Below are 13,505 nucleotides of genomic sequence, written 5' to 3'. Positions count from 1 at the left end.
CGCGTCCGGCCGCTCCCGCGGCCCCGGCCGCCCCGGCGGCCGAGTTCTCCTCGCCCGCCCCGGTGTCCGGCGAGACCCAGGCCCCGCGCCCGGCCTCGCAGGCCCCGCAGGCCCCGCGTTCGGCGGGTGCCCCGGCCGGTGGCGGCAGCGCCCCCGCCGGTGGCAGCGCCCGTCCGGGCCCGCGTCCGGCCGGCCCGCGTCCGGGCAACAACCCGTTCACCTCGGGCAGTGCGACCGGCATGGCCCGCCCCGGTGACCGTCGTCCGGCCGCGCCCGGTGCGCGTCCGGCCGGTCCGGGTGGCCAGGGCGGCGACCGTCCGCGTCCCGGTGGCGACCGTCCGGCCCGTCCGGGTGCCGGTGCTCCCGGTGGTGGCGCTCCCCGTCCGGGTGGCGACCGTCCGCAGCGTCCCGGTGGCGCTCCCGGTGCCGGTGGTGCCCCGCGCCCCGGTGGCGACCGTCCGCAGCGTCCCGGTGGCGCTCCCGGTGCCCCGGGTGCCGGTGCCCCCCGTCCGGGTGGCGCCCCGCGTCCCGACGGCATGCCGCGTCCGGCCGGCCCGCGTCCGACCCCGTCGGGCATGCCGCGTCCGAACCCGGGCATGATGCCGCAGCGTCCGGCCGGTCCGGGCCCGCGTCCCGGCCCCGGTGGCCGTGGTCCGGGTGGCCCCGGTGGCCGTCCGGGTGGTCCGGGTGGTGCCGGTGGCGCCCGTCCCGGTTTCGCCGGTCGTCCGGCAGGTCCGGGCTCGCGTCCGGCCGGTGGCGGCTTCGGCGGCCCCCGTCCCGGTGGCGGTGCCCCGGGTGGCGGCGGCGGTTTCGGCCCGCGTCCGGGTGGCTTCGGCGGCCGTCCCGGTGGCCCGGGTGCCCGTGGTGGCACGCAGGGTGCCTTCGGCCGTGGCCCCGGTGGCCGTCCGGCCCGTGGTCGCAAGTCGAAGCGGGCGAAGCGCCAGGAGTACGAGGCCATGCAGGCCCCGTCCGTCGGCGGTGTGATGCTGCCTCGCGGCAACGGTCAGACCGTTCGCCTGTCGAGCGGCGCCTCGCTGATGGACTTCGCGGAGAAGATCAACGCCAACCCGGCCGCGCTCGTCTCCGTCATGTTCAACCTCGGTGAGATGGTCACCGCGACCCAGTCGGTCTCCGACGCCACGCTGCAGCTGCTGGCGGACGAGATGGGCTTCGTCCTGGAGATCGTCAGCCGGGACGACGAGGACCGCGAGCTGCTGGAGTCGTTCGACATCGACTTCGGTGCCGACGAGGGCGACGAGGACCAGCTGGCCGCGCGCCCGCCGGTCGTCACCGTCATGGGTCACGTCGACCACGGTAAGACCCGACTGCTGGACGCGATCCGTAAGTCGAACGTGGTGGCCGGCGAGGCCGGTGGCATCACCCAGCACATCGGTGCCTACCAGGTGGCGACGACGGTGAACGGCGAAGAGCGCCCGATCACCTTCCTCGACACCCCGGGTCACGAGGCGTTCTCCGCCATGCGTGCCCGTGGTGCCAAGTCCACCGACATCGCGATCCTGGTGGTCGCGGCCAACGACGGTGTCATGCCGCAGACGGTCGAGGCGCTCAACCACGCCAAGGCCGCGGGTGTGCCGATCGTGGTCGCCGTCAACAAGATCGACGTCGACGGCGCCGACCCGACCAAGGTCCGCGGTCAGCTGACCGAGTTCGGTCTGGTGGCCGAGGAGTACGGCGGCGACACCATGTTCGTCGACATCTCCGCGCGCCAGGGTCTCAACATCGACCAGCTGCTGGAGGCCGTGGTCCTCACCGCGGACGCCTCGCTCGACCTGCGGGCCAACCCCGACCAGGACGCGCAGGGCATCGCCATCGAGGCCCACCTCGACAAGGGCCGCGGCGCCATGGCGACCGTGCTCGTGCAGCGCGGTACCCTCCGCGTCGGCGACTCGATCGTGGTCGGCGACGCCTACGGCCGCGTCCGCGCGATGCTGGACGAGAACGGCAACAGCGTCGCCGAGGCCGGCCCGTCCCGCCCGGTGCTGCTGCTCGGTCTGACCTCGGTGCCCCGCGCCGGCGACAGCTTCATCGTCGTCGACGAGGACCGCACCGCCCGCCAGATCGCCGAGAAGCGCTCGGCCCGTGACCGCAACGCCGCCTTCGCGCAGCGTCGGGTCCGGGTGTCCCTGGAGGACCTGGACAAGGCCATCGCCGCCGGCTCCATCGAGCAGCTCAACCTCATCATCAAGGGTGACGTCTCCGGTTCGGTCGAGGCTCTTGAGGACGCCCTCGTCAAGCTGGACGTCGGCGAGGAGGTCGAGCTCCGGGTCCTGCACCGCGGTGTGGGTGCCATCACCGAGTCCGACGTGGACCTGGCGATGGGCTCGGACGCCATCATCATCGGCTTCAACGTGCGCGCGGAGGGTCGTGCGCGCGCCGCGGCCGACAAGGAAGGCGTGGACGTCCGGTACTACTCGGTCATCTACCAGGCGATCGAGGAGATCGAGAACGCCCTCAAGGGCATGCTCAAGCCGGAGTACGAGGAGGTCCGCCTCGGCTCCGCGGAGATCCGCGAGGTGTTCCGCTCCTCCAAGTTCGGCAACATCGCCGGTGTCCTGGTCCGCGAGGGCCTGCTGCGCCGCAACGCCAAGGCCCGCCTCATCCGCGACGGCAAGGTCGTGGCGGAGAGCCTCACCATCGAGGGTCTGCGCCGCTTCAAGGACGACGCGACCGAGGTCCGCGAGGGCTTCGAGGCCGGTGTCACGCTCGGTTCGTTCAACGACATCAAGGTCGAGGACGTCATCGAGACCTACGAGATGCGCGAGAAGCCGCGCGCGTAAGCGAGTGGTGTCCGGGGCCGGTCGGCGGGTGGAATTCCCGTCGACCGGCCCCGGTCTCGCTGTGTAGGGTCCTCGTAGACCAGCCCGCTCCCGGGCTGTCACCGAGGCCTTCAGGTCGGCTGGACCTGTCACACATGTTCGTGGGAACACTCACCTTCGACCTGCTGCTGGGCGACGTCCACTCGCTCAAGGAGAAACGGTCGATCGTACGGCCCATCGTGGCCGAACTGCAGCGCAAGTACAGCGTGTGCGCTGCCGAGACCGGGAACCAGGATCTGCACCGCAGGGCCGAGATCGGCCTCGCGGTGGTGTCCGGCGAAGCCGGGTACGTCACCGAGATCCTGGACAGCTGTGAGCGGTTGGTCGCCGGCCGCCCCGAGGTTCAGCTGCTCTCCGCCAGGAGGCGCTACCACAACGACGACGACGAATGAGATCTGCGGAGCAGACCGGCGCGAGTCGCCGTTCTCACACAGATCAGGACCGAGAGCGCCCACAAGGCTGGGCGCGGGCCGGTACTTTGGGGCTGGGGCCCCGACGGGCGCGCAACATGCCCGACCACCCGGCCCACTGCACGAGGAGGCAACGTGACCGACACCGCAAGGGCGCGCAAGCTCGCCGACCGCATCCAGGTGGTCGTCGCCCAGACCCTGGAACGGCGGATCAAGGACCCCCGGCTGGGGTTCGTGACCATCACCGACGCACGGGTGACCGGCGACCTGCGCGAGGCCACCGTCTTCTACACCGTCTACGGTGACGACACCGAGCGCGAGGCCACGGCCGCCGCGCTGGAGAGCGCCAAGGGCGTGCTCCGCTCCGAGGTCGGCAAGCAGACCGGGGTGCGCTTCACCCCGACGCTGACCTTCATCGCGGACGCACTGCCGGAGAACGCCCGGAACATCGACGACCTGCTCGACCGGGCCAGGGCCATCGACGCGGCGGTGCGCACCACCGCCGCGGGCGCGGTCTACGCCGGTGACGCGGACCCGTACAAGGTTCCGGCGTCCGAGCGTGACGACGAGGACGAGTAGTCATGGCGGGTGAGCCGGCGGAGGCCGGTTCGACAACCGGTACGACCACGGCCGGTACGGCCACGGGGGCATCCTCCACCGACACGGTGGAGGGTGCCCTCGCGGTGCTTCCGGGACCGCGTGCCGAGGAGAGCGGTTTCGAGCTGGTGTGGCAGCAGGTGGTCGCGGAGATCGGGCGGGCCCGCTCCGTCGACCTGATCTGCCACATCTGCCCGGACGGCGACGCGCTCGGTTCCGCCCTGGCGGCCGGGCTGGCGCTGCGCGGCCTCGGCAAGGAGGTGCGGGTCTCCTTCGGTGACGACCCGCAGGTCGTGCCCGAGTCGCTGGCCTTCCTGCCCGGCCGGGAGCTGATCGTGCCGGCCTCCGAGGTGCCCGAGGCCCCGGACCTGGTGCTCTGCTTCGACGTCGCCGCGGAGAGCCGGCTGGGGCTGCTGCACGGGAAGGCCTTCGCGGCGCCCGTGCTGGTGGTCTTCGACCACCACGCCTCCAACCCCGGGTTCGGCACCCACCAGTTGATCGACCCGGGAGCCCCGGCCACCGCCGTCCTGGTGGACGAACTGCTGCGCCGGCTCGGCGTCGAACTCGACCAGGACCTGGCCACCTGCCTCTACACCGGGGTCGCCACCGACACCGGCTCGTTCAAGTACCGGGCCACCACGCCCGCCACCCACGAACTCGCCGCGCGGCTGCTGGCCACCGGCATCCGGCAGGACCTCATCTCGCGGCAGCTGTGGGACACCTCCTCCTTCGGCTACCTCAAGGTGCTGGCCGGTGCGCTCGACCGGGCCGTCTACGAGCCGGCCGCGGCCGGCGGGCTCGGCCTGGTGTGGACCTGGGTGCCCTACCAGGACCTGGTGCTCTTCAGTGTCACCGTCGAGGAGATCGAGGGCCTGATCGACATCCTGCGCCGCCCGGCCGAGGCCGAGGTGGCGCTGGTGCTCAAGCAGGACCCGGACGGCACGCTGCGCGGCTCCTCGCGCTCCAAGGGCGCGGTGGACGTCGCGGCGGCCTGCACCGCGCTCGGCGGCGGCGGGCACACCTTCGCGGCCGGTTTCTCCGTCCGGGAGGATGTCACCGCGGTGGTGGAGCGGTTCCGGGGCGCGCTGCGGCCCGTGTGACCGGCCGCCGTGGGGACGGCGCGCGGGGCGCCGGGGGGCGGTCCGGCACGGCCGGCCCGTTCGGCCGGCCCGGACGCGGCCCGTCCCGTGTAGTTGACCATCCTTAGAGAAAGAACTTGATGAAGCGCAAAGGCACCGGTCCGGACGGCCTGGTCATCGTCGACAAGCCGGAGGGCATCACCTCGCACGGGGTGGTCGCCAAGCTGCGGTGGTTGGCCGGGACGCGGAAGGTCGGCCACGCCGGCACCCTCGATCCGATGGCCACCGGCGTGCTGGTGATCGGGGTCGAACGGGCCACCCGGCTGCTCGGCCACCTGATGCTCACCGCCAAGACCTACGAGGCCACCGTCCGGCTCGGTCAGACCACCGTCACCGACGACCGGGAGGGCGACGTCACCGCCTCCGCCCCGGCCGACGCGGTGCGCCGGGAGGACATCGACTCCGGGATCGCCGCCCTCACCGGCGAGATCATGCAGGTGCCGTCCAAGGTCAGTGCGATCAAGATCGACGGCAAGCGGTCGTACGCGCGCGTGCGCGAGGGCGAGGACTTCGAGCTGGCCGCCCGACCGACCACGATCCACTCCTTCACCGTCCACGAGCAGCGCGCCGCCGTCGCCGAGGACGGCACGCCGGTGATCGACCTGGACGTCACCGTGGAGTGCTCCTCCGGCACCTACATCCGGGCGCTGGCCCGCGACCTCGGCGCGGCGCTCGGCGTCGGAGGCCACCTGACCGCGCTGCGGCGCACCCGGGTCGGCCCGTACGGGGTGGAGTCGGCGCGGACCCTGGAGGAGCTGGAGGAGGCGGTCACCGGGGGCTCCGACGGCTCCGGCGCGCCGCTGGAGGTGCTGCCGATCGGCGAGGCCGCCGCGGCGGCCTTCCCGCGCTGGGACCTCGACGCCGACCAGGCGAAGCAGCTGTCGCACGGTGCCCGGCTGAAGGCACCGGGCCTGGACGTGGACGGGCCGATCGCGGTGTTCGGGCCGGACGGCGGGTTCCTCGCGCTGGTGGAGGAGAAGGGCGGCCAGGCCAGGCCGGTCGCCGTCTTCGTCGGCTGAGGACGGCCCGGGGCAGGGCCCCGGAAGCGCGGGGCCCTCGGGCTCGGGGCTTCCGGGGTTCCGTGCTGTCCGGCCACGGTCTCTCGGCGGCCGGTCGTGCGAGGCGGCGGGCGGAGGGCGGCGGGGGGCGGGGGGCGCGCGGGGGTTCGTACTGCCCGGAGTTCACCCGCACGAGGGAGCGCGCGAGGTGAACGGCAGTCGTGAACGGCGTGGGTGTGGTCGGCCCGCACCCGGGCCGGGCAGGCTCCCGGACGGCGGACAGGTCGCCGCGACGAGTCCACTCCGGGGCCGGCCGGCCCTGCCGGGAGGGGCTGCTCGATGCCGGGACTGCTGGGCTTCCTGGGCTTGCCGGCGGACGACGGGGCGGCGGGCGACACCGGCCACCGGCTGCTGCGGATCCGCGACCGGGACGGGCGCCCGCGCGGACTCGGCTTCGTGGTCGACCTGCAGGGCACCGTCCTCACCGCCCACGAGACCGTCGAGGGACTCGACCGGATCGTCCTGCACACCCCCGGCGGCCAGACCCGGGTCCTCGGCCCGGACCACGTCCGGCCGCTGCCCGGGTACGGCCTCGCCCTGCTGCGCACCGACGCGGTCGGCGGTGTCCCCGTGCCGCCGCTGCCGGTCACGGCGCCTCCCGCGGCGCAGGCCGGGGACGTCCTGCTGGTGCCCGTACCGGTCTGGGCGGACGGCCGCCCCGACGGGCGGACGGTGCTGCTGCGCTGCGGCGTCGCCGAGACCACCGGGGCCCTCTACGCGCGGGCGGGCGGCTGTCACCTGATCGCCGGCGCGCTGCTGCTCGACGTGCCGCCGCCCGGCGACGCGGCGGTGGTGGCGGCCGGCGCGCCCGTCCTGGACGCCCGTACCGGCGCGGTGGTCGCGGTGGTCGCCCCCGCGCTGCGGGCCCCCGGCCGGCCCGGGGCACCCGTCGCCGTACCGGTGGCGGGGCCGGGATCCGGCCCGGGTGCGGCGGGTGCGGGAGCGGACACCGGGTACGGCGGGCCGGAGTTGGCCGAGGTGCTGGCCCGCAACGCGGCCGGGGTGCCCGCCTACGGCGGCGCGCTCAACCTGGCCGGGGTGCTGCGGCTGGCCGCGGCCCAGCTGGCCGCCGCCGGCGCGGGGCCGGGCCGGGTGGCCGGGCTGGCGGCCGACCGGGTGGACCGGCCGGACGGGCTGGGGGAGTGGCCCGGTGACGGCGAGGACGGCGGCGCCGCCGGTGACGGTCCGGACGGGTGGGCCGGTCCACCCGGGGGCCCGGCGGGGGCGGGGATCGTCGCGCTGGTCGGGGCGCCCGGGTCGGGGCGGAGCACCGAGCTGGCGGCCCTCGCCGTGCGGCGCGGCGCCGGGGAACGGCCCCGGCCCACGCTGTGGCTGCGCGGCGCCGATCTGGGCGCCGGGGACGCCTCGCTCGCGGAGGCCGTGGAGCGGGCGTTCGCCGGGGCGGCCGAACCGGGCACACCGCCGCCGGGACCGGGCACGGCGGCCGGGCTCTGCGCGGCGGCCGGGCGGCCGTTGCTGGTGGTGCTGGACGGGCCGGAGGAGGCGCCGGTGCCGCTCGACGCCGACTGGCTGCGGGTGACCGCGCGGTGGCTGGCGGCCTGCGGCGCGCGGTTGCTCACGGCCTGCGGGGACGAGGCCTGGGAGCGGCTGGCGCCGGGCGGCGGAACGGGGGACTTCCTGGTCCCGGTGGGCGGACCGGCGGCCCGGTACGGGGGGTCGCCGCCGTCCTCCCCCGCCGTCCGGGTCGCCGTCCGCCGGTTGGGGCCGCTCCCGGCCGAGGCGGCGGACCGGGTCCGGCGGCGGTACGGGCTGCCGCCGGGGTGGCCGGAGGAGGCGGACGCCCGTCACCCGCTCGCGGTCCGGTTGGCCGGGGAGCTGTGGGCCGAGGGCCTGCGGGGGGAGCCCGCCCGGCGGGGCGAGCTCTTCGGCGCCCGTCTCGACCTGTGCTGCCTGCGGGTGGCGCAGCGGCTCGCCGAGGACGGGCGGCCCCGCCGGTCGGGAGCCCACCGCAGGGGTGCCGTCCGCCGGGCGGGGCACGGGCGGGTGCGGCGGCTGGCGGCGGCGGTGGCCGGCCGGGTGCACGAGGCGGCCCGGCGGATGCTGGGCGCCGAGCAGGGCGGGCTGGGCCGGGCGGTGTTCGAGGAGCTGTTCCCGGTGGCCGGCGGCTGGGCGGCGGCGGTGCTGGCGGAGGGGCTGTTCGTGCCGGCCGGACCGGGCTACCGGTTCGCGCACGGCGAGTTCGCCGACTGGCTGCAGGGGCGGCACCTGGACCTGGACGAGGCACTGCGGCTGCTGCTCGGCGAGACCGAGGACACCCGCCCGGCCGGCGAGGTCCGGACGGTGTCCCGCTCCCGGGTCGGTCCCGTGGCCGCCGCGCTCCGGCGGATCGCCGACGCCTGGGGCGCGCCGGCGCTGGACCCGTGGCTGCACCGGATCTGGCGGGCCCTGGACCTGCGCCCGCCCGGCAGTGAACCCGGTTGGTGGGCCGGGCGGTTGCTGATCGCCGGTCTGGCCGCCAGCCCCGATCTCGCCGAGCACCGCGCCCTGCTCGACCAGCTGGCCGACCGGATCGTCGAACGCGCCGCGGCCGAGGGCGGGTTCGAGCGGCTTCCGGAGGCCGGGCTCGGCCGGTTCGGCCCGGACTTCTGGACCGGTCTGCGCCTGCCCGTCGAGCGTGAACTCGCCCTGTACCGAAGGCTGGTGGCCGCAGACGGCCCCGGCCGGGGCTTCCTCGCGGCGACGGCCGACCGGCTGCGTGCCGACCCGGCGGGCACCCTCCCGCTGCTCTGCGCCTGGTTCGACGACCCGCGGGGCCTGCCCGTCCGCCCCGGCAGCACCGTCGCGGACCTCGTCCACGATCTGCTGTACTCCCACCGTGCCCTGGCCCTGGACGAGTTGACCGAGGCGCTGGCCGGCGCCGCGCATCCGAGGGCGGACGCGCTCCTCGCCGTCCTGGCCGTCGAGGAGCCCTCGGCGCTCTGCCGGGCGGTGGACCGCTGGAGCCACGACCGGCGCCCCGAGCGCCATGTCGCCGCCGCCGTGCACGCGCTGCGCACCGCCCCGCACGCGAGCGGCGCCGGGCCGGAGCTGCTGCGGTTCACCGCGCTGACCCTGCTGGCCCGGGAGGACGAGCCGGCCCTGCACGGCGCCGCGCTCGCCCTGCTGGTCCGGGACGGGCGGACCCGGACGGCCCACCTCCCGGCGGCGCTGGCCGCGTACCGGCGAGGGGAGGACCGCTTCCTCACCGCGGCGGCGCTGGCGCCGGCCCTGGAGAGCGACCCGGAGCCGGTCCTCGCCGCCCTCGCCGCCCGGTTGGGCGGGCCGGAGGGGCCAGCGGGTCGGGCGGGTCCGGCAGGCCGGGCGGACGAGGCGGGTCGGGCGGCCCCGGTCGCCGGGACGCTCCGGGTGCTGGCGGACGCCCGGGCGCCCCTGGCCGTCCGGCGGGGCGCCGAGCTGGTGGCCCGGTTGCTGCGCGAGCGTCCGGCCCTGGCCGGGCCGGTGGCGGTCGACTACCTCGGCCGCAGGCTGGCGGGCGGGGCCGTCGAGGGCGCGGCCGCCCGGCTGGAGCTCCGGGTGCTCCTGAGCAGTGGTCTGGCGGCCCGGGCGGTGGCCGTCCGGCGGCCGTTCGCCGAGGTGCTGTCCCGCCCGGTGGCCGACCCGGTGGCGGACGCCCTGCGTTGTGAGCTGCTGGACACCCTGCTGGCCACCGAGGGCGATCCGGAGGTGCTGGCCGCCGCCGTGGCCGCGCTCGCCGAGCACTGCGCGGCCGAGCGGCCGGTCAGGGCCAGGGCCGTCCTGGTGCGGGCGGCGGCCGGGCTGCCGGACGCGGACGGGCTGCTGGTCCGCTGCGCCGGCGGGTCGGCGGCGTTCGCGCTGCTGCTGGCACGGTGGCCGGCGGACGGCAGGCCCACCCGCCCCGCCGGTCCCCGCCTGGACCGGCTGCGCGACCTGGTGGCGGCGGGCCGGGACCCGCGGGACGCGGCTGCCGAGGCCGGGCGGGGGGCCGGCCCGGGGCCCGGGACGGGGTCGCTTCGTACACCCGGCACCGGGGCCCGGCACCCGGCGGTGCGTCCAACCCGCCTTCCGGTGCCGAACTCGGGACAGGCGCATGGCACGCTATAGGGGTTCGGGTTTTGAGCGTTTGAGCGTACAGAAGGTACGCGTCGTACGGAACAAGGAGCGGTCAGGGTGCAACGCTGGCGTGGCCTGGAGGAGATCCCCGGTGACTGGGGACGCAGCGTCGTCACCATCGGCTCGTTCGACGGAGTGCACCGTGGGCACCAGCTGATCATCGGCCGGGCGGTCGAGCGCGCCCGCGAGCTCGGGGTCCGGTCGGTCGTGGTCACCTTCGACCCGCACCCGAGCGAGGTGGTCCGTCCGGGCAGCCACCCGGCGCTGCTGGCCCCGCAGCCGCGCCGCGCGGAGCTGATCGAGGCGCTCGGCGTGGACGCCGTCCTGGTGCTGCCGTTCACCACCGAGTTCTCGAAGGAGTCCCCGGAGGAGTTCTTCCGGCAGGTGCTGGTGGACGCGCTGCACGCGTGCCTGGTCGTCGAGGGGCCGAACTTCCGGTTCGGCCACCGGGCGGCCGGCAACGTCGCGCTGCTGGCCGAACTGGGCCGGTCGGCCGACTGCGGCGTCGAGGTCGTCGACCTCCGGGTGCGCGGGGCGGCGGGTGACGGCGAGCCGTTCTCCTCGACCCTGACCCGCCGGCTGGTCGCCGCGGGCGACGTGGCCGGGGCCGGCGAGGTGCTGGGCCGTCCGCACCGGGTGGAGGGCGAGGTGGTGCGCGGCGCGCAGCGCGGCCGCGAGCTGGGCTACCCGACCGCCAACGTGGACACCGTGCCGCACAGCGCCGTTCCGGCCGACGGGGTGTACGCGGGCTGGCTGACGGCCGACGGCGAGCGGATGCCGGCGGCCATCTCGGTCGGCACCAACCCGACCTTCGACGGCACCGCCCGGACCGTCGAGGCGTACGCCATCGACCGGGTCGGGCTGGACCTCTACGGGCTGCACGTGGCCGTCGAGTTCCTCGTCTACCTGCGCGGGATGGAGAAGTTCGACTCGATCGAGGCGCTGCTGGACCGGATGGCCGACGACGTGAAGCGGTCGCGCGAGCTGACCGACGCCGGCTGACGCCGGATCCGCGCGCAAGGGCCCGCCGACTCCGGTCGGCGGGCCCTTGCGCGCGGTGCGCTCCCCTACTGCTCCTACTGCTGTTGCTGGGGCGGTGCGGGCGGCGGCGGGTAGCCGTACCCGGCGGGCGGCTGCTGGCCGCCGTCGGGCTGGGGGTAGCCGTATCCACCGCCCGGCGGCGCGGGCTGCTGCGGCTGCTGCCACTCCGGCGCCGGCTGGGGCGGACCCTGCGGCGGGTAGCCGTAGCCGGCCGGCGGCGGGGTCTGGCCCGGCTGCGCCCAGGGAGCACCGGGGACTGGCTGGGGGCCCGGCTGCTGCCACGGTTGCACCGGCTGCTGGTGCGGGTACGGCTGCTGCTGCGGGTCCGGGTGGAGCGGGCCGGGCTGCTGGGCCGGCTGCTGCTGCGGGGCGTAGGGCTGCGGTGCGGCGGCGTACTGCTGTGCGCCCGGGTGCTGCCAGCTCGCCTGCTGGGCCGCGGCCTGCTGGGCGCGGACGATGTCCTCGGCGACCAGCGCGGCGAGGTCGAAGTACGCCTCGCGGACCTTGGGCCGCATCATGTCGAGGTTGACCTCGGCGCCGGCCGCCAGGCTCTCGTCGAACGGCACCACGACCACGCCCCGGCAGCGGGTCCGGAAGTGCGCGACGATGTCCTCGACCTTGATCATCTTGCTGGTCTCGCGGACCCCGGAGACCACGGTGATCGAACGCTGCACCAGATCGGCGTAGCCGTGCGCGGAGAGCCAGTCCAGCGTGGTCGAGGCGGACGAGGCGCCGTCCACGCTGGGGGTGGAGACGATGATCAGCTGGTCGGCGAGGTCCAGCACCCCGCGCATCGCGCTGTACAGCAGGCCCGTGCCGGAGTCGGTCAGGATGATCGGGTACTGGCGGCCCAGCACGTCGATGACCTGCCGGTAGTCCGAGTCGTTGAAGGTCGTCGAGACGGCCGGGTCGACGTCGTTCGCCAGGATCTCCAGGCCCGAGTGCAGGTCCTGTGAGGTGAACTGACGGATGTCCATGTAGCTGCGCAGGTGCGGGATGGCCGTCACCAGGTCGCGGATGGTCGCGCCGGTCTGCCGCTTGACCCGGCGGCCGAGCGTGCCGGCGTCCGGGTTGGCGTCGATCGCGATCACCTTGTCCTGGCGCTCGCTGGCCAGCGTCGCGCCGAGGGCGGTCGTGGTCGTGGTCTTGCCAACGCCGCCCTTGAGGCTGATCACGGCGATCCGGTAGCAGCTGAGCACCGGGGTGCGGATGATCTCCAGCTTGCGGGACTTCTCGGCGGCAGCGGCCTTGCCGCCGAACTGGAACCGCGGCTGCTGGCGCTGCTGCTTCGGCTGGCTGCGCAGCAGGCGGTCCGAGGAGAGCTCGACGGCGGCCGTGTAGCCGAGCGGGGCGCCGTGCGCGGTCTGCTGCGGGGCCCCGGACTGCTGCATCGCGGCGGGCGCCTGCGGGGCGTCGGGCTGCTGCTGCCAGGGCTGGGCGGGCAGGCCCGGGCCCGGCTGCGGGGGCTGCTGCTGGTAGGCGTTCGGCTGGGGCCAGCCGGCCGCGCGCGGGTCGGCGGCGGCCTGCGGGCCGGGCTGTGGGCCGGGCTGCGGAGCCGGGGCCTGCTGGGCGGCCTGCTGCGCGGCGGCCCAGGCGGCGGCCTGCGGGTCCTGCGGCTGCTGCACCACCTGCTGGGCCTGCTGGGCTTGCTGGGAGTACGGCTGAGGCTGGGGCTGGGCCTGCGGGTACCCCTGGGCCTGCTGCTGCTGCGGGTCCGGGTACGGCAGGGCCGGCTGCGCCGGCAGCGGCGCCGGGGCGGGCGCAGGCGGGTGGGGTCCACCGGGGTAGGGCTGCGGCTGCACCGACGGGTCGGCCGCGGGCCAGGGCTGGGCGACGGCCGGCGGCTGCTCCGCGTACGGGGCGGGAACCGGGGCGGGCGCGGGCGCGGCCGGGTGGGTCGGCGGAGCGGCGAACGGGGGGTGCGGCGCCGCTATCCCGGCGGTGGGTGCGGCCGGGACGGCCGGCGCGGGCGCCGGCTGCGGCTGGAAGTGGGGCTGGACCGGCGGCTGGGGTTGCGGAGCGGGCTCGGCGGCCGGAACGGGGGCCACCGGAGCCGGAGCGGGCGGCGCCACCGGAGCCGCTGCCGTCGGGGCAGGGGCAGGGGCAGGCGTCGGAGCCGGACCGGGAGCCGCCGGAGCACCCGGGGCGTCCGTCTGCACGTACCAGGACGGGGGAGTGTAGTCGGGCGCGTCGGACCAGTCGTCGTCGTCCTCCGCCGCGTTGTCGCCGACGTAGACGCCGTCCCGATCGCTACTCACCTGAGGCTCCCTCGTGTTCGCCGCCGCACGTTCGCGGTGCCGTTGCCGCATCACAGCCTAGGCCGTGAGCCAC

The 13,505-nt window shown here is 76.0% G+C and carries 8 protein-coding genes; 7 read left to right on the top strand and 1 reads right to left on the bottom strand.

What is annotated here, in order from left to right:
* From infB to ABZY91_RS28665, 7 genes are all read left to right on the top strand, one after another.
* The coding region (gene infB / locus ABZY91_RS28695; RefSeq protein ID WP_355405828.1) for a translation initiation factor IF-2 at window positions 1-2,798 on the top strand (2,798 nt) is incomplete at its 5' end.
* A gap of 134 nt (window positions 2,799-2,932) precedes the next feature.
* Window positions 2,933-3,229 (top strand): DUF503 domain-containing protein, encoded by a 297-nt coding sequence (locus ABZY91_RS28690; protein ID WP_030397729.1) that lies wholly within the window; start codon window positions 2,933-2,935, stop codon window positions 3,227-3,229.
* Window positions 3,230-3,382: 153 nt separating this feature from the next.
* The gene (rbfA, locus tag ABZY91_RS28685) at window positions 3,383-3,826 is read left to right on the top strand and encodes a 30S ribosome-binding factor RbfA (protein ID WP_329877522.1); all 444 of its coding nucleotides are present in this window, start codon (window positions 3,383-3,385) and stop codon (window positions 3,824-3,826) included.
* A gap of 2 nt (window positions 3,827-3,828) precedes the next feature.
* On the top strand, window positions 3,829-4,944 hold the full coding sequence (locus ABZY91_RS28680) for a bifunctional oligoribonuclease/PAP phosphatase NrnA (RefSeq protein WP_329952549.1): 1,116 nt from the start codon (window positions 3,829-3,831) through the stop codon (window positions 4,942-4,944).
* A 119-nt stretch (window positions 4,945-5,063) separates the two neighbouring features.
* On the top strand, window positions 5,064-6,002 hold the full coding sequence (gene truB / locus ABZY91_RS28675) for a tRNA pseudouridine(55) synthase TruB (protein WP_329952548.1): 939 nt from the start codon (window positions 5,064-5,066) through the stop codon (window positions 6,000-6,002).
* 318 nt (window positions 6,003-6,320) lie between these two features.
* Entirely contained in the window at window positions 6,321-10,124 is a 3,804-nt protein-coding gene (locus ABZY91_RS28670) for a serine protease (RefSeq protein WP_355405827.1), read from the top strand.
* 66 nt (window positions 10,125-10,190) lie between these two features.
* Window positions 10,191-11,135 (top strand): bifunctional riboflavin kinase/FAD synthetase, encoded by a 945-nt coding sequence (locus tag ABZY91_RS28665; RefSeq protein ID WP_329877530.1) that lies wholly within the window; start codon window positions 10,191-10,193, stop codon window positions 11,133-11,135.
* A 74-nt stretch (window positions 11,136-11,209) separates the two neighbouring features.
* On the opposite strand, the gene ABZY91_RS28660 is transcribed toward ABZY91_RS28665, so the two are convergent.
* On the bottom strand, window positions 11,210-13,432 hold the full coding sequence (locus ABZY91_RS28660) for a MinD/ParA family protein (RefSeq protein ID WP_355405826.1): 2,223 nt from the start codon (window positions 13,430-13,432) through the stop codon (window positions 11,210-11,212).
* Window positions 13,433-13,505: the final 73 nt, after the last annotated feature.

Source organism: Kitasatospora sp. NPDC002965 (genome assembly GCF_040611255.1).
GTDB lineage: Bacteria > Actinomycetota > Actinomycetes > Streptomycetales > Streptomycetaceae > Kitasatospora.
Note: the sequence above shows the minus strand (reverse complement) of the source record. Positions and strands in the feature narration are given on the sequence as shown.